Below are 17,353 nucleotides of genomic sequence, written 5' to 3'. Positions count from 1 at the left end.
GATACCGTCGCCCCTCAAATACACTGGAGCACCATCCAGGCCCGATCGAACCGCTGCGCCGCCAGATCGTCCCGGCGGATAAGGAAAAAGAGCGTCCCGCAATCGCCCCAGCTCATTCCCGTCTGCTCGTCGGTGTCGAATTGGAAAAGCAGCTGCCAGTCCGCGGCGCCCGGCGCCAGGGCCAGGGCCTCGGGCGTCTCCAGATCGATTTCGTCGCCGCAGTAGACGCCATTGCTCGCGAGCTGGCTCGTCAGCCTGGGGTCGCCCTTGATGGAATACGGGTAGCCCAGCACCTGGTGGCACGGCCCGTCATGGCAATCCTCGTATTGCGCGAAGATCTCCTCGATCAACCCTTGCGCCCGGAGGCCCTTCCCCTCGCGAAGCCGCTCAATCAACTCATCCGGAAAGGAATCGGACTCTTCAACCAGCAGCGGGGCGATCGGATAACACGCGTGGTCCGGCAGGCCCTCGGGCCAGTGCTCGATGGGCGTCGGCTCGAAGGGATCGCGAAAATACAACACGCGCCAGCTGTCCCGGTCCTTCGGGTCCGTGCCCCAGGTGCGCTGGCCGGCGTCGTAGTAGAACTGGAGCAGGCCCTGCTTCGGCAGCGGCGTGTCCGGATTAATCGCGGCCAGTTCCGACAGGTCGATCTGCGCCAGAAACGCCAGCGGAACCCCGTCCCACGCCGGCCACGCCGCGCTGTCGGCGAGATCCGGCACCCCGCCGGCCCGGCTGCGCTGCCCTTCGTCCTCCGCCGCCATGCAGATGCGAAAACAGGGCTGTGCGGCTTCCGTCACCAGGCCAGCGACATCGTCGAAACCCGCCCGGGCGTAGGCCGCAGCCAGATCCGCCGCGCGGGGCAGCGATCCCTCCGGAAACCACGCTTCGTCCCCGTGCTCACCGTCGCCGGTATCGGGCATGCCCTCCATCATCGCCTGTTGTCCGCGAACAACAATGAGCGCGAGTAACACCGCCGCAATGAGCATCACAATGAACAAGAACCACATCGATCGTCCCCGGAGTTGAACGCCAATACCCCCGTATTCTACACGGTTGCCGAACGCAAAAGCGCGATCATGGCCGCCGCGAGCTCGCGGCCGGCTTCGGGCGTAAACGGCGGGATATCGATGATCTTCGGCACGGTGACCGCCGCATAAATGCCGCCATCCCCCTCGTTGTACGCGGCGGGGTCGGTGACGTAACCGATCGACCCATCCGCGTAGCCCGTCACGAGCGTGTGGTCGAAGGGCGACTGGCGGCGGATCGCCAGCCCGTAGTAGCTGAAGAGTTCGCTCGGGTGAAAGGCCAGCCCCACCGACCCAAGCCGGATCGCGCTGGCGGGCGCGCGCAGCACCGGCTCGGTCCAGTTCTTCTGGACGCTTGCCTCGTACCATTCCTTCGCAAACCCCGCGTCCACCCACACCCCCGACGCGCAGGCGGCCGGATTCTCCGCGTAGGCGCTCAGCCACTGCCGGTACCGTTCGAGATCGAGCGGCAACGCCATAGGCTTCTCCACCGCACCGATCCCGTCTACCGGGATGCGCTCCAGGCGCGACATTGCGCGATCGATCGCCGCCACCACCGCATTGGCCGAGGGTTCGGCCTCGCCGATCCACTTGACGCCGTCTCCCGGATTCACATCGCCCGCGTGTCCCTGCAGGAACGACGGAACCATCCCGTACTCCGCCGTGATCCGGTCGGTCACCAGCCCGGGCCAGTCCGGGCCCGCCTGCCCGTCGTTGTAGCAGACCGGGTGCGACGCAAAGTGGTACCACAGAATCCCCGGCTTGCCCCCGGCGCGCTCGAGGTACAGCACCTGGACCAACCGGTCGAGCCAGCGATCCGCGTCGCTGCTGCCCGGCCCGAATTCCGCCTCGTTCTTCCAGGTCTTCGACGTGCGGTTGAAATTGCCCCCCTCCGCCGGGCTGCCGCCAACAAACAGTGCGGCCTCGGCGCAGTCGGCCTGGGCCTTTACCACGGCCTCCACGATCTTCGCTTCCACCGCCGCCCGGTACTCTTCGGGAATCAGGCCCCACTGCCGCCAGTATGCAAAGGTCGGCATCGAGTGCGTGTGCGTCGCGCAAAGCCGCACGTTCGACGCCGGAATCCCCGTCTTCTCCGCCACCGCCTTACCCACGCTCCGAGACATCTCCTCGGAGACCGCCGCAATGTCCAACGAAACCAGCGCGACCTGGGTCAGGTTCTGCTCCAATACCAGCGCGCGCACCGCCGCGGGCTGGCGGATGCCGGTGATGTGGCGCGGCGTTCCGCCCACGGGATAGTGGAACCCCGCAAGCTCAATCTCCAGCGGCGGTGTCGCATCGACATGCGCCTCGCCGGCCCGGAATGTCTTGTCGCCCTGCGCAAACGACAAAACCTGCGGGCCCGCCGACGCGCCCAGCAGGGACCCCGCACACACCGCCCGGCGCAGGAAGCTTCGGCGGCCAAACGCCTGGGTTTTCGATTTCATGTGTAGCTCCTCGTTTTTCCGCGCTGAGTGTAGCAGGCGCGATCGCGCCCCGACAACGCCCTCCGTCGTCGTCGCCTCAATCCGCCCGCACAGCCGCCGGGGGGCAATGGCCCGGCGCACGACCGATTTCAGCCTGTCCCAGAAAAACATGGTCAATCTCGACATACAATGTGTCTACATTGAATATATCGCACAATCCAATATGGAACAGTAACTCGATAAGAGGTTTAATTACATATAGTTACGAAATTGGCATAGCTCTGGTTTATACGAGCACAAATTGCTCACCGCTGACAAAAAGGCAAGCGCAAGGTAGAAAGGTGAAAACGCTATGGCCGCCACCGAAACCACGACCCAGGCCCTCGCCCGGGAGACCGAGCTTCCCTCCTGGTTTACGCGGCCGGGGCCGACGGAAAGCTTTCTGAGAACCGCCCCGCGCCACCTGGTGCAGGATTTCGCCGAAACGGCGCCCGCCATTCAGGCGGACCCGAGCTGGTTCACGGCGGTGGGCCCCACACCCGGCTTTACGCCGTACCGGTGAGCCCGCGGCCAAAGACCCTCAGGGCGCGCCAGGCGGAACAGGCGGCGGACCCGGCGCGAAGGCGTCCCGCAACTCGGGAACCTGCCCGGCGGCGGTCCAGTTCGCCATGCCCTGCGCCCAGACCAGCGTTTCCGCCGCGATCTGGCCCTGAGACGCCTGCTGCTGTATCGCGGCGGCGGTATACGGCCCGGTCTGCTGGCCGTTGACCGCCACAAAGAACTGGGTCTGCCCGGGGATGGGCGGCGGGCCCGGCGTCGGCGTCGCGTTCGCGCCCTGCGTCTGCTGGCCGAAGCCCTGGACCATCTGGTTGGCCATGGCGAAGCCCATTCCCAATCCCATGCCGCCCGCCGCTTCGCCGCCGGGGTTCTTCGCGGCGCTTTCCATCGCGTTCGCCGCCTGGAACTGGGTGTATTGCTGGAGATTCCCGATCACGCCCATGCTCGCCCGCTTGTCGAGCGCCTCTTCCACCGCCGGCGGCAGCGAAATGTTCTCCACCAGCAGATTGGTGACATCCAGCCCGTAGGCCTCGAAGTCATCGTGCAGGCGCTCCGTGGCGAAACGGCCCAGTTCGTCGTAGTTCGCGGCCAGATCGAGCACGGGAATCCTGCTCTCGGCCACCAGATCCGAAAAGCGCGCAACAATCAAATTGCGCATCTGCTCGACAATCTCGCCCGTCGTGAAGTGGCCGTCTGTGCCGACGATCTCCTTGACGAAGACGGCGGGCTGCTGCACGCGCATGCAGTAGGTGCCGAACATGCGCACCCGCAACGGGCCGAACTCCGCGTCGCGCAGCATGATGGGATTCTTCGTGCCCCACTTCAGGTTGGTGAAACGGCGGGTGCTGATGAAATACACCTCGGCCTTGAAGGGGCTTTCGAACCCGTGCCGCCAACCCTCCAGCGTGGAGATGATCGGCAGGTTTTTCGTGTCCAGCGTATACATGCCGGGGCTGAACACGTCGGCCAGCTTGCCCTCCTTGATGAAGACCGCCGCCTGGCCCTCGCGGACCGTGAGCTTCGCCCCGTGCTTGATCTCGTTGCCATGGCGCTCGAAACGGTGGACCAGGATGTCGCTGGCCGGGTCCAGCCATTCAATGATATCGACCAGTTCCCCGCGGATTTTGTCCCAAAGTGCCATGTAACAGCCCTCCCGGGGCGCGGCGCCGCCAACGGGGCGCCGGGTTGCGAATTCCGCTTCAGTCTACTACCGGTGCGACAGGAGGTACAACCGGCGAATCGCCGTTATTCGCGGCGCTGTTCAATTCCGTCGATGCCGAAAGCCTTCCGCTATTTCAACGGGTTTTCGTACCAGATCACCCCCAGATTCTCGTTCTCTTCACACGTCAGCACATCCAGATCGCCATCTCCGTCCAGGTCGTACAGCACGACCAGGTCATATTTCGTGCCGGTCAGTCCCGAAATGGCGCGGGGGATCCAGCCGTCGTCCGACTGTTCCAGCCAGAACACGCCGTGGCGGTTCTCCGCCGCTTCGCAGGTGACCGCGATATCCGGGCGGCGATCACCGTTGAGATCGCCGATCGCGACCGCCTTGCCCGTTCCCGTGTTGAGCGGCATCGGGATCTCTTCCTGGATCCAGGTATCGGGGCTTTCGCCGGGCGTGAATCGCAAGAGGCCGCGGCCCCGGTTCGCGCAGACCCATTCCGTGGGCCCGGCGGGCGAAAAGGCGCCATGATTCAGAAACATCACTTCCGATTCCCGCCCGCCGAAGGTGTGGTCGTCCCAGGGCCTGCGCAGCGCCTCGGGATCGTCCGGGCCGGGATTGCGCAGCCATCCGGCGCTCCGGAGGTTCTGCTTGCGGTCCGTGTAGGCCACGTCCATATGGCCGTCGCCGTCGACATCGTGGGCGATGAGCGACATCACCCAGCCGGCCTGCCGCATCGGATGCCAGCGCCAGGCGGCGAGGTCGCGCGGATTCTCCGGGGATTCAAACCACCCGATAACCGCATCAAAATTCTTCGATCCGGCGACCAGATCGATGCCGCGCTGGCCGTCCACCTGCATCGGCAGGCAGTACATCCATTGGGTCATGCCGGCGGCGGCGGGCAGCGCTTCCGTTGTCCAGGCGCTCGGGTCCATGTAGAGCTCGGGATCGGACGGCGCCCAATGGATCCAGATCTGCCGCTCCTCGCCCTCGCTGCAACTGATGACGTCCAGCGCGCCGTCGCCATCGAGATCGGCAAAGACGGCGTCCTCCGGCGAGCGCACCTGCGCGATCTCGACCATCGGCCACGGTTCCCGGACCCTTTCGGGGCCGGGATTGCGGTAGATACGGACTACCCCGCCCTCTTCCCAGCCCGTAGCGATATCGGGAAGGCCATCGCCGTCGAAATCGGCCAGGCGCACGCCATCGGCGCCCTCGGAGGTGTTGTCGATGGTGTGCATGGGCCACGGATCGCCCGCGGGCTCGGGGGTAACGGCGAGTGCGAGCGCGGCGAGAACGGGTACAAGCATGGGGGCTCCTTTACGGTGGGAGAATCGAGACGCCTTCTCTTTTCAAGGAGCCAGTATAACAAACACCGGCGCGATCGGACAGGCGGAAACGCGTCAACCCGCCCGGCGCGCCCACAATTCGCCGGAACCGTGCCGGGCCGCCGCCCCCCTACCGCCCGAAGATCGCCGCGATGTTCGCGTGGCCCTCGCGGGTCGCGGCGGCGGCGGGGGTGTCGCCGTCGGCGTTCTTCAGGGCCGGGTCCGCGCCACGCTCCAGAAGCAGCCGCACCACGTCTTCGCTGGCGTTGCGCGCGGCGCGGTGCAGCGGCGTGTCGCCGGTCTGGTTCTGGAGGTCCGGGTTCGCCCCGGCGTCGAGCAAGGTGCGGGTAACCTGCACGTTGCCGCGGGCCGCCGCATAATGGAGCGGCGTCCAGCTCGCGTTGGTCGGGGCGTTGGGATCGGCCCCGTGCTCGAGAAGAAACAACACATCGTGATCGTGGCACCGGGCGGCGGCAATATGCAGGGCCGTGAGCCCCCAGTCGTTCGTCGCGTTCACCTCCGCGCCGTTGCGGATAAGGTACGCCATGATGTTCTCATTGCCCCAGGCGGCAGCGCTATGCAGCGGCGTCATGCCGTGCTCGCCCCGCGCGTTGATCGATTGGCCGCCATCGACCATCGCCGCAACATCGTGCGTGTTCCCTTCGGCGGCCGCCTCGTGAATCGTCTCGTAGCGAACCTCGGGCGTCACGCAACCCGCGGCGACCAGCAGCCCCGCCCACACCGTGCATTGAACCGAACGCGTCATACCATCCCCTTTTCACCCGCCGTTTCGCGCGGGCGCGCCGGGACACCTGCTGTGCCCCGCGGCGCCATCCCGGGCGACGCCGCGGCAAGCCGTACCTTACTGAAGCCCCAGGGTCGAAAGTATTTCGGGGTTCTCCTCCTGCCACGTAACAACGTTGTGGCACGCGGTGCAGTCCTGGCTGATGACGTGCGCGCCGTCGCGGCTGCTGTGACCGTCGTCGTGGCAGCGAAAGCACCCATTGAACATGGTGTGGCCATTGTGGTCGGGATACGTCCCCCACCCGATATTCATTTTCGGGAAGATGTTGCGCTTGTATATGCCCTGCATGCTCGCGATCGCCCGATCGATCAGCGCTTGCTGTTGCGCCGCGGCGTCCGCGTAGTTCGCCGCGTAATAGTCCTGTACCGACTTCGCAATGAAGGCCGGGCCATCCTCCGCCGCGACCGCGCCCTCCAGCGCCTCCAGGCCCGCCGCCTTCACGGACGGCAGCGCAACATCGATCTCGCCACGCGCAATGGCCTTGTTCAACGCGGGACCCGGCATTTCGAAGACGTGGCTCGCCCGGTTGTGGCAATCGGTGCAGTCCATCTTCCGCAAGGCGCCGGGTGGCAGGGAGGCGGGGTCAACCTCGGCCCCGTCAACGAAGTATTCCACTTCCGTGCCGTCTTCATTGGCCACCTTCACATAGGTGATCACTTCCCGTTTGTCGTCCGGCGAATAGAAGTAGACCTCCCGGCCGGGAGCGAGGTGCCAGTTGTGGATGCCCGTGCCCTCGACGCCCCGCCCGCCCACGCGCATCAGCAGAACGGACGTCAGGGGCGTATTCGCATCGTCGGTGGCGTAATCCGTCGTTACCCGCAAGGTGTTCCCCAGATCCATGCCCGGGTTGTGGCACTCGCCGCAGGTAAGCTCCGCGTTCGCCATGCCGTGCACCGGCGTCGGCACTGGGCGTTCATACGAGCCCGTCAGCACGCCGTACACCTGGTTGAGCCCGTTGAGCTTCGCGTGGACCATCGCGGACAGCCCCGGGCCGATGTGGCACTCCACACAGCTGATATGCGCGTGCGGCGAGTTCATGTGGGCCGTAAACTCGGGCTCCATCACGGTGTGGCATGTCGTGCCGCAGAAAGCCACCGATTCCATGTACACCGCGCCCTCGTAGCTCACCGCCGATATGATGGCGATGTTGGCCGCCGTAAGCACGGTGACGATCATCGCCAGCCGCCGGATGCGCGGGTTGTTGAAATCCAGATCGATATGGGCGGGCTCATCTTCGTTGAGGCGGCGGCGCCGCCGCCGGTCAACCCAGGCGCCCAGCGGAATGAGCAGCAGGCCGAAAACGAAGATTCCCGGGAGCACCAGGTACGTGAGCAGGCCGATATAGGGCGAAAGGGCGACGCCCGCCCCCCCAAGCACCATGAACACGATAATCGCCAGTGCGCTCACCGTGGTCAGGCTGCTGCCGAACAACGTCAGCCAGTTACGCCAGACAAGTTGGCCGATAGCCCACTTCCATCCCCTGGGTGTCCTTGTCATGAATCCATTCTCCCGCGCTACGGCCCGAACCATCATGGATGCCGCGGGGAAGGCGGCTCGGTACTACCACCTTCCCCGCGACCCGTACTACTGATTATACTGGCGAATCCCGCGATCACGGGCCCATGTTGTGGACGTCGAGCACCGAGAAATCCGCGTTGTTGCCGTGGCACACCGAACAAGACTCCACCCGTGTGTTCGGGTCGGTCTGCAGGATCGCGTGCACCTCGGTAATCAGGCTGTCGTGGCAGGATACGCAGGCCGCCCGCTCGGGAAGCTTCTCCCTCAGAAGCGCGCCGGCCGCATCCGTCACAATGGTTGAAAGGGTCTCCATAGCCAGCGGAACGCTGTAGGAGCCTTCGACGTGGCACATTTCGCAGGCGCGCAGGTCGCCAGGGAAGTGCACGCCGGTGAAATCGAACGCGGTGCTGCCGAAGCCATAGACCGTGTAGCCGCTTTCCAGCTCGGCGCCGCGGTGGATCTTGTGGATCATGTCCTTGAAGTTGATCGTCTCCGGATCGCCGGCGCCTTCCGGCCGCCGGTTGATGTCCGAGGAACTCGGGTTGTGGCACATCACACAGTACTCGACGCCGACGCGCAGACTTCCGTGCAGCCGGACCTCCCCGTGGCAGGCATTGCACTTCGCGTCGTCCACGATCTGGCGCCGCTCGACGGGCTGGCTGTTGTTGGCCGTGAAGATCATCCGGCCGTTGGACGAGGTGCCCTGGGTCACGTTCAGGTCGCCAATGGCGAAGTTCAACCGGCCGTCCATCGCCACGGCGACGGTGTCGGTAAGCCCCGCGGGTAGCTGGCGGTTAAATGTGTAGTTAAAGGTTCCATCCCCATTAGCGACGGAATTGCCCGCGTTGATCGTCTCGCGGAATGAAGTCTCGTATTCGGCGGCCGGGTAGGCGACCGTCGCCGCGACCGTGGAGAGCGCGGAAAGCTGCGTGTACGGCGCGCCGCTTTCGTCCTCCGCGGTGAAGTTGATTGTCACGGCGATGCCCGTCTCGGTCTCGGCCGTCGTCACGCGGTTGACGGTCAGCGCGAGACCCGGCGCGTTCGGGTGATCGGTCAGCAGCCGGTGCGCTTCCATGATCGGAGACGGCCCGGGCGCGGTCGGCGTGTGGCACAGCGCGCACAGGCGATTGTCAACCTGCTGGCCGGCCAGGTGGTTTTCCCAGCCCGCCGGCGTTTGCAGCGGATCGCCGAACCAGGTCCGGTCGTGGCAGGAGGCGCAACCCGCGATGGTGGGCGTGGTCATGTAGATGTTCGCCATGTCGGTGTTGGCGTGGCACGCCGTGCAGTTCTGTACCGGCTGCGGAAAATGCACCTCGGAATAGTCGTGCACCGTGTTGCGGAAACCGATGATCTGGTAGGGCTCGCCATCCTGCACGCTGGGCAGGCCCGCGCCCCGGTGGATCTTATGTATCATCTCCGCAAAATCGACCGAATTGCCCGTGTTCCCGTCCGTCGATCCCGGGTTGTGGCAGAGGATGCAAAGCTGTACTTCGCGGCGCGTACCGTGAACCGCCAACCGCGTGTGGCAGACGTTGCACGTCTCCGTGTTCACAATCTCGCGGGCGCCCAGTTCCATGCCGCCGTCCGGGCGGAACTTGAAGTCCGCGTTCGCGGGATAAACGACCTCGTCGATGGGAAAACGCCGCGAGAGCTGCCCGCCGATCTGGTGGGTGGCGCTTTCGATATAGTCCGCGGGCAGGGCCGTTCCAAACTTATAACTCAGGGTCCCGTCCGCTTTCTGGGTCAGGCCGCCCAGCCCGGCCCCGTCGTACGTCGCCTGCAGCACCGTGCCGCCGCCCGCCGCGGCTTCCGTTCGGGTGTTATAGCTGATGTAGTGGGCCGTGCTCCCCTCGGGAGGCGACGGATTCAGGTAAGCCAGAATGAAGCGCGCGTCCGTGAGTTCGCGCAACGGGATCAGCTGGCCCGCGTTGTCCGTGATCGTAAGATGGATCACCGGCTTCAGGTCCGCCGGGATCTCCACTTTCTCGATTTCCACGTTCAGGCCCGGTGAAGTGGAAACCGGAACCACCACCTGGGGTTCCGGGTCGGGATCCGGGTCCGGATCCGGATTTGGAGTCACGGGGCAGCCCACCAACAGAACGGCGGTCGCTAACAACGACACGAACGCCCACCCGGTGGCTTTCCTCACTTCACGCTGGCTGGCCATAACCTGATTCTCCCTTCACGGTTCCCCGTGCGTTCCTGAACGCCCTCTACGGGCGGATTCCCAACTCGCTCTCCGGCGCCGTGGTCGCCACGACCGAAGCCGACCCCATGCGGATCCGATGCGACACACTTCCAATTCGACAGCCGCCATGGCCATTTGCTGCCCTGATGCTGGCTATCTAACCTGCAATGCAAGCCGTTTCCATGCCAAGATTACCGTCTGCTTCCCCGGCCCTCGATTTGCCCGTCTACCCGCGCATTTTCGGCCATTTCCGTCACTCACTATCGGGTCCGGATTCCCCCCGTCGCTCAGAAGTGATCTCGATGTGTTCAATTGAACACCCGGCGCCTGCTCAATTGCACAGTAGTGCGCCGGTTACTGCTCCACCTTACACCAGATCGGTTCGTTTCGCAAGGTAGTTTTGTTTGACTTGCTCGCGCGTTCGTGCTAGCGTGAACGCCATTGGGAACCAAGCGCCACTCCGTTCGGGAGTTGGCAACAAGATTGCTTACTGTCTGGCGCCAGACAGCCAATGCCGCAAGACCGGGATACGCCAGCGTAGTCTCCGGCGGCTGCTGGGCGGGCGGAGAAACGGGTTGGATCGGCGAGGGAACATGGTGGACCGTAATTTGGGAATGGGGGAGGGGGTGCGCGGTGTAATCGCGGCGGCCTCGCCACGCCGCCGCATGCGGCGCGCGCGCGCGGCGCTGGGAGGATTCGGCCTGGCGGCGGCCGCATTGCTCGGGCTGGGCGTGGACGGATGCCGCGGGACCGCACTGGGGCCCGGCGAGGTCGGCACGGCCACCTGTATGGCCTGCCACGACGGCCGCAGCGCAAGCGACCAGCGCGAGCACTTCCAGGGGCCCCACAAGTCCATCTCCTGCGAAACCTGCCACGGCCCCGGCCTGCGGCATGTCCGCAACGGCGGGCGTTTCGGCCTCTTCATCGATAATCCCGGGCGCCTGCCATTCGAAAAGCGGCACGCGGCGTGTACCGAATGCCACGCGGACACCACGACGCCGGGCGGTGATTCGGTGAGCGGCTTCCTGCGGACCGCGCACTTCAACGCGGGCGCCGCAACCTGCACCGATTGCCACAACGTGCACAAGCAGGGAGGCATGGCGATCAGCGCCACTTCGCCCGCCCGGTTCGGCAGCGAAAACTACGCCATGCTCTGTGGCGAGTGCCACGAGGGCGCCGTGGCGGGCTTCGCCGCGAGCACCCACGCGCAGCTGGACGTGGCCACCTGCGCAAGCTGCCACAACATGCACCAGGGCGACATGTTCCGCGCCAATCCGGCGGACAACCGCCTCTGTCTGCAGTGCCACCAGAGTGCGCAGCTCGGCTTCCGGACCGACGCGGACGTCGATTTTCACACCGGCCCCTTCCATCCGGTCGATCCGGCGGGGTCGGGCGCAAGCCGCTGCACGAGCTGTCACCTCCCGCCGCTGGACGCCGGCGGCGCGGCGGGGCACGACCACTCGCTGTTTACCATTCCGCCCATCGCCACGAACGACGCCGTGGCGCAAGGCGTCACGCCCGCGCCGCCCAATTCGTGCGCCGGCGTGACCGGTTGCCACGATTCCAGCGCGCCGGGTTCCGGGACCGCGCACAATCCCGCGGATCGGGCCAACAACGAATACCTGCAATCCCTTTACGAAATGCTCGGGGCGCGGCCCTGATCGCGCAAACGCCGGCACACCGGCACATGGAAAGGTTACGGGCGTTGCTTTCTCGAAGGCACGAAGCGAAACGTTGCGGCGGGGGGATCGCCTTGTTGATCCTGCTGATCGCCGCCTGCTTCCACCCGGCCGCCCGCGCCCAGGACGCCGAAGCCGCGCCGGATACGGTCGTCGAGGAGGCCGCCAGTCCGGAGGCGGCGGCCGAAGCGCCGCCGGAGGATGCGGCTCCCGAGAGCGAGGGCGACGAAGCGCCCGCGGAAGAGGACTCGGGTGAAACCCCGCCCGACGCGGGGGAAGCGCCGGAAACGCGGGCCGCCACCGCGCCCTGGTATCGCGGCTCCTTTGAGGCGGAAATCGACAGTGTTATCTCCGGCGGCGGAAACGACTGGGACCTGAGCGAGTATCTGCGCCTGGAGATGGACCCGCCCCAAATGCCCCGGCTGCACCTGCGCGGATCGCTCTGGCTGCACCAGGACCTCTCCTCGGACCGCGGAAAACCCAATACCCTGCGCGACATCAACGACGCGTCCGCCTCCGATGTGCAGGCGCGGCTGCTCTACCTGTACGCCGACATCGACGGCGTGTTGGGCGATCAATCCGTGCTGCGCCTGGGGCGGCACCGCATCCGCGAGGGCGCGACCTACAACCGGGTGGACGGGCTGTACCTCAAGAAGCGCCACGACCGGCTCGAGTGGTACGGCTTCATCGGCGCCCGCGCCTCCATATACCGCGACACCTCGGACGATCTCGTGCTCGGCGGCGGCGTCGCCTTTATACCGGGCGTCCACACGCGCCTCGCGCTGGACGGCTACTATGCCGAGGAAAGCCGCTATGGCGTCGCCCGCGCGCGCCGGAGTTCCCTGCTGGGCGGCTTCAACCGGCCCATCGCCAATGAAATCAATGACAGCCGCGTGACCCTGAGCCTCTGGCACAGCTTCGGCGTAAACACCCGCCTCTTCGCGCGCCTGGGCACGCTCGGAGGCGACGTGAACGAACTCGTGCTCAGCCTCAACGGCTACATACCGCGGCTGGATCTCCTCTACGACGTGGATTACCGCCAGCTTTTCGACACGACCGGCGACACCACGGCGGATCTCTCGCCCTTCTACCAAATCCTGGGCCAGTACCGGCAACACAAGACCCTCTACATCGGCCTGCACCGCCCAATCACCAAGCGGGTCACCCTCTCCCTGGAAGGCGAAATCCGCGACGCGAAAAACGACGACTTCTACACCGGCAGCCGCGACTACTACCGCCTCGCCACCGTCCTGTACGTCGAAGACCTGTACCGCGAATTCGATGTCTCCACCTCCCTCGAATACTGGGACACCTCGGAGGGCGAGGGCTACTGGACCGTGACCGGCGAGGTCGAGCGGAAGTGGGAAACCGTGAAGTGGCGCGCGGGGGTCGATTTCGTGCGCTACAAGGATCGCGTCATCGAGTATGACTACCGCACCGCGCGACTGAACGACGCGATCGTCGCCCTGCTTCCCGGCGTCTATCCCGGCAGGTCATTCTTCGCGCAATACGCGGCGACCCGGGTGGTGGATACGCGCGAGAACGTTTACAGCATTTTTACCGATATCGAATGGGAGTTCCGGAAGGACCAGGAGCTATTCGCCAAGGTATCCTTCGAGGAAGATGATGCGCCCGATTCGCCATACTGGCGGCTCCGGGCCGGCTACCGGATACGATTCTAATGAAGAATGGAATGGAAATAATCCGCGGGCGGGGCTTCCGCTGGACCCTGGCAGCCGGGGTGGCGCTCTACTGCGCCGCGTTCATCTTCGGCGGCGCCCTCTTCGGGCGCGCCGCGGCGCCGGAACCGCACAGCCGCGGCCTCAAGTCCGGCCACAACGCGCATATCGAACAGCAGCTCGACTGCACCACCTGCCACATCTGGGAAGACGCCGCGCACGTGATGCCCGGTCACGACCTGTGCAGTATCTGCCACGAGATCGATCTCGACGTCGTGATGGCGGTCGAAGCCCAGGAAAACGTCCCGGCCGCCGACCGGGCCGCGTGCAGCTTCTGCCACACCCGCGACGACCAGTCGGTCGATCCCCTGGTCAAGCGCATGAGCGTGGAGACCATCTTCGGACACGCCGAGCACATGGACGCGGAAATCTCCTGCATGGAGTGCCACAAGACCCCCGGCGAAATCCCCGATCTCCCGAAGGGCCCGCTCATGCCCTGGTGCATGGATTGCCACAAGACCAGCGACGCGCCCATGCTGGAGTCGGGCGAGCCCAATATCGCCTTTGTCGCCAACGAATGCGCGATTTGCCACTCCGAGATCACCGAGGAAACCCGCCCCAAGTTCCGCAGCGGCGCGCGCATCGCGCACGACTCGCCGGACCTCTGGCTGAAAATACACGGTAAAGAGGCCCAGTTCGACCCACAGTATTGCGCCATGTGCCACGATACGGTGGCCACCTGCGACGATTGCCACAGCCGAGAGAAGCCGCAAAACCACACCATCGCCTGGCGCCGCAAACCCCATGGCCTCCAGGCCCTCATCAACCGCGAGAGCTGCGCCGTCTGCCACGAGGAAGACTCCTGCATCAAATGCCACGAGAAGACCGCGCCGCGCTCCCATCGCGCCGGATTCGGCGGCTCGCGCAACCAGCACTGCGTCTCCTGCCACTTCCCCGCGCAGGAAACCTCCTGCACCGTCTGCCATGAAAACATCGAGCACCGGACGTCGACCCGGTCGCCGCACACCCTGGGCATCTTCCCGACGAATTGCGCCGAGTGCCACCCGGGCGGGCTGCCGCACCGCGCCCCGCACCCGACCAACAATTCGGTCGCCTGCCGGGTGTGCCATGAATAGTTCGCGCCGTCCCGCGTCCAGTTCGCGGGGTTCGCGCACAAAAAAGTTTCGCGCGCGGTGAATGTGCGCTATACTTGGAGGTATTGCGCGGGCAGCCACGCATTGCCAGGACAAAAATCAGAAATTGAAGGAGGTACCATGCAATTCTTCCGTAAAGGTCTCATCGGCGCGGTCGCTCTGATGCTGGCTGCGGGCGTCGCGCACGCCCAGGACAAGAAACCCGAGTACATTGGCGCGGATCAGTGCAAGGTCTGCCACGACAAGAAGCCCGAAGGCGCCCAGTTCACCGCCTGGAAGGCGGAGAAACACTCCAAGGCCTTCGAAAACCTCAAGAGCGAGGCGGCGCTGAAGGTCGCGCAGGAGCGCGGCATGACCAAGCCCCCGCACGAAGCCCCCGAGTGCCTCAAGTGCCACGTCACGGCCTACGACTTCCAGGCCATGGCCGCGCCGGCAAAGATTAAGCCCGAAATGGGCGTCCAGTGCGAAACCTGCCACGGCCCCGGCGAATTCCACGTCGCCGAAGGCAAGGACGTCATGTTCAAGAAGAAAACTTCGGAGGAGGTCGACTGGATGGCGAACCTCCTGAAAGTCGAGGAGTCCCTCTGCCTCCAGTGCCACAATGAAGAAAGCCCCACCTGGGATCCTGAAAAATACACGAAGGAAGACGGCTCCAAGGCCGGCTTCGACTACGAGCAGGCGGTGAAAATCATCGAGCACCCGAACCCGATGAAGGCGAAGCAGGAGTAAGCGCTCCTCCAGACTGCCCATTATGCGGCCCGCATCCAGCAGTGGATGCGGGCCGCTTTTTCTTTGCGGGTTCTGCTTGACAGCGGCCCTTTCCCGGGCTATACTTTGAACGTGTTCAAACCAGAAAGGCCAGACCATGCCCCCCAAAAAAACCGCCAAGAGCGAAGCCACCCAGTCCCATATCCTCGCCACCGCCCTGGAACTCTTCCAAACCCATGGCTTCGACAAGACCACCATGCGCATGATCGCCAGCGAGGCGGGCATGTCCCTGGGCGCCGCCTACTACTACTTCCGCACGAAAGACGAACTCGTGCTGCACTTTTACGCGCACACCGGCGCGGAGGCCCGGGATCACAACTGGGAGATTGTGGCGGCCTCGAAGGATTTTCAGCAGCGCATGGCGGCCCTGATCGAGTTCAAGCTCGCGCAGATGGCCCCGTTTCGCGCCCTGACCACCGTGCTCGCGCGGCACGCGGCGGACTGGAGCCACCCGCTTTCCCCGTTCAGCCCGAACACCAAGCCCGTGCGCGACGAAGCCATCGCGCTGATCGAGCAGGCGCTGGAGGGGAGCAACCTGAAGGCCAACGCGGTAATCCGCCCGCACCTGGCGCGCATCCTCTGGCTCTACCAGATGGGCGTCATTCTGTTCTGGGTGAACGACGCCTCCGCCAACCAGCAACGCACCCGGGAGTTGATTTCCGTGAGCCTCGGGCTGATCCAGAAACTCATCCAGGCCACCGCACTGCCCTTCATGGGCGGAATCAGCCAGGCCGCCGCGCGCATTGTGGAGCTCGCCACAAGCGCGGCCCCGGCGGCGGAGGATGGGCGATGAAGCTTGTCGTCGCGGGCGGAAGTGGATTCCTGGGCCAGGTGCTTCGGCGCTATTTCACGGAGGCGGGCCACGAGGTATACACACTCACTCGCCGGCCCGGTCATGCGCGGGGACCGGGCGGCGTGCTCGCCTGGGACGGGAGAACTCCCGGACCGTGGGCAGCGCACCTGGAGGGCGCGGCTGTGCTGATCAACCTGAGCGGGAAGTCGGTGGACTGCCGCTACACGAAAGCAAACCGGAGGGCAATATACAGTTCACGCCTGGAATCCACACGGATGCTCGCGGAGGCCGTGGCGGCCTGCGCCCATCCGCCCCGGCTGTGGATGAACGCATCCTCGGGAACAATATACCGCCATGCGGAAGACCGGAACATGGACGAGCCGACCGGAGAGATCGGCGAAGGGTTTTCAGTGGAAGTCTGCCAGCGCTGGGAGCAAACGTTCTTCGATGCGCCCATACCAGGAACCGTGCGCCGGGTTGCGCTGCGCACCGCGATCGTTCTGGGGCGGGGCGGCGGGGCCTTGACGCCGATGCGGGTGCTCGCGCGGCTTGGTGTCGGCGGGCGCCAGGGAAATGGCCGGCAGTACGTAAGCTGGCTGCACGAGGCGGATTTCGCGCGGATGGCGGATCACATTATCCGCCACGAAACGATCGCGGGCACGGTTAACCTGGCGGCGCCCGCCCCGGTGTTGAACGCCGAGTTCATGCACGCATTGCGCCGCGCCTGCGGGATGCCTCTGGGGCTGCCGCTGCCCACGTGGCTCCTGGAGGCGGGCGCGACCATTATCCGGACGGAAACGGAGCTCGTCCTGAAGAGCCGGCGGGTTATTCCGGTGCGATTGTTGGAATCCGGCTATGAATTCGCCTACCCGGACCTGGCCGGCGCACTGAAGGATCTGCTGGGCGCTGCCGCCCGGTAATCGCCGCGAACGCGCACACCTGGAAACACAAACACGCTTGCCCGAGAATCCCACTGGATTCCCACTTTCGCGTAAATCGCGTCCTGTCTTCTTTCGGCAGCCGCCTGAGGCTACCCCGTGTGTAGTTATGGTTCAATTGAATCAGGAAGGCGTGAAGTCCGCGCCGACGCCTTTGCGTGAATGCCTATCCTTCTCAAACTTCTTCTCTTCGTGCCCTTCGTACTACTATCCGTCATTTTCTTGTTTTTTCAGCAAGTTCTTTCGTTCAAGATCCATATAACCGTCTGTTGTAAAAGCATTTACGAAGCGATAGATCCAAGGAGTATCTCCCGGCCGTTCCGCAAGTTTC

Annotated in this window: 14 protein-coding genes; 7 read left to right on the top strand and 7 right to left on the bottom strand. The window is 64.9% G+C overall.

Annotation, left to right across the window (positions count from 1 at the left end):
- Positions 1-14 precede the first annotated feature (14 nt).
- Together KF886_17935 and KF886_17930 are read right to left on the bottom strand one after the other, a co-directional pair.
- Complete coding sequence (locus KF886_17935; GenBank protein MBX3179239.1) at positions 15-1,007, bottom strand: DUF1963 domain-containing protein; 993 nt, start codon at positions 1,005-1,007, stop codon at positions 15-17.
- Positions 1,008-1,045: 38 nt separating this feature from the next.
- Positions 1,046-2,470, bottom strand: a complete 1,425-nt coding sequence (locus KF886_17930; GenBank protein MBX3179238.1) for a neutral/alkaline non-lysosomal ceramidase N-terminal domain-containing protein — start codon at positions 2,468-2,470, stop codon at positions 1,046-1,048.
- Positions 2,471-2,801: 331 nt separating this feature from the next.
- Between KF886_17930 and KF886_17925 the strand changes: the two genes are divergently transcribed.
- Positions 2,802-3,011 (top strand): hypothetical protein, encoded by a 210-nt coding sequence (locus KF886_17925; protein MBX3179237.1) that lies wholly within the window; start codon positions 2,802-2,804, stop codon positions 3,009-3,011.
- Positions 3,012-3,029: 18 nt separating this feature from the next.
- On the opposite strand, the gene KF886_17920 is transcribed toward KF886_17925, so the two are convergent.
- The 5 genes from KF886_17920 to KF886_17900 all read right to left on the bottom strand — a co-directional run bounded on the left by KF886_17920 (position 3,030) and on the right by KF886_17900 (position 9,990).
- On the bottom strand, positions 3,030-4,148 hold the full coding sequence (locus tag KF886_17920; GenBank protein ID MBX3179236.1) for an SPFH domain-containing protein: 1,119 nt from the start codon (positions 4,146-4,148) through the stop codon (positions 3,030-3,032).
- A gap of 149 nt (positions 4,149-4,297) precedes the next feature.
- On the bottom strand, positions 4,298-5,482 hold the full coding sequence (locus KF886_17915; GenBank protein MBX3179235.1) for a VCBS repeat-containing protein: 1,185 nt from the start codon (positions 5,480-5,482) through the stop codon (positions 4,298-4,300).
- A 148-nt stretch (positions 5,483-5,630) separates the two neighbouring features.
- Complete coding sequence (locus KF886_17910; protein ID MBX3179234.1) at positions 5,631-6,266, bottom strand: ankyrin repeat domain-containing protein; 636 nt, start codon at positions 6,264-6,266, stop codon at positions 5,631-5,633.
- Positions 6,267-6,362: 96 nt separating this feature from the next.
- Positions 6,363-7,802, bottom strand: coding sequence for a cytochrome C (locus tag KF886_17905; protein MBX3179233.1), 1,440 nt, complete (start codon positions 7,800-7,802; stop codon positions 6,363-6,365).
- Positions 7,803-7,917: 115 nt separating this feature from the next.
- The gene (locus tag KF886_17900; protein MBX3179232.1) at positions 7,918-9,990 is read right to left on the bottom strand and encodes an OmcA/MtrC family decaheme c-type cytochrome; all 2,073 of its coding nucleotides are present in this window, start codon (positions 9,988-9,990) and stop codon (positions 7,918-7,920) included.
- Positions 9,991-10,604: 614 nt separating this feature from the next.
- Here KF886_17900 and KF886_17895 point away from each other — a divergent pair.
- The 6 genes from KF886_17895 to KF886_17870 all read left to right on the top strand — a co-directional run bounded on the left by KF886_17895 (position 10,605) and on the right by KF886_17870 (position 17,004).
- Positions 10,605-11,672, top strand: coding sequence for a hypothetical protein (locus KF886_17895; GenBank protein MBX3179231.1), 1,068 nt, complete (start codon positions 10,605-10,607; stop codon positions 11,670-11,672).
- 95 nt (positions 11,673-11,767) lie between these two features.
- Entirely contained in the window at positions 11,768-13,372 is a 1,605-nt protein-coding gene (locus KF886_17890) for a hypothetical protein (GenBank protein ID MBX3179230.1), read from the top strand.
- Positions 13,373-13,383: 11 nt separating this feature from the next.
- Complete coding sequence (locus KF886_17885) at positions 13,384-14,505, top strand: hypothetical protein (GenBank protein ID MBX3179229.1); 1,122 nt, start codon at positions 13,384-13,386, stop codon at positions 14,503-14,505.
- A gap of 138 nt (positions 14,506-14,643) precedes the next feature.
- The gene (locus tag KF886_17880) at positions 14,644-15,252 is read left to right on the top strand and encodes a cytochrome C554 (GenBank protein ID MBX3179228.1); all 609 of its coding nucleotides are present in this window, start codon (positions 14,644-14,646) and stop codon (positions 15,250-15,252) included.
- 136 nt (positions 15,253-15,388) lie between these two features.
- Complete coding sequence (locus KF886_17875; protein ID MBX3179227.1) at positions 15,389-16,084, top strand: TetR family transcriptional regulator; 696 nt, start codon at positions 15,389-15,391, stop codon at positions 16,082-16,084.
- Positions 16,081-17,004, top strand: a complete 924-nt coding sequence (locus KF886_17870) for a TIGR01777 family oxidoreductase (protein ID MBX3179226.1) — start codon at positions 16,081-16,083, stop codon at positions 17,002-17,004. The genes KF886_17875 and KF886_17870 overlap by 4 nt, the downstream gene beginning before the upstream one ends.
- Positions 17,005-17,353: the final 349 nt, after the last annotated feature.

The sequence above is a fragment of the Candidatus Hydrogenedentota bacterium genome, assembly GCA_019637335.1.
Lineage (GTDB): Bacteria > Hydrogenedentota > Hydrogenedentia > Hydrogenedentales > JAEUWI01 > JAEUWI01.
Note: the sequence above shows the minus strand (reverse complement) of the source record. Positions and strands in the feature narration are given on the sequence as shown.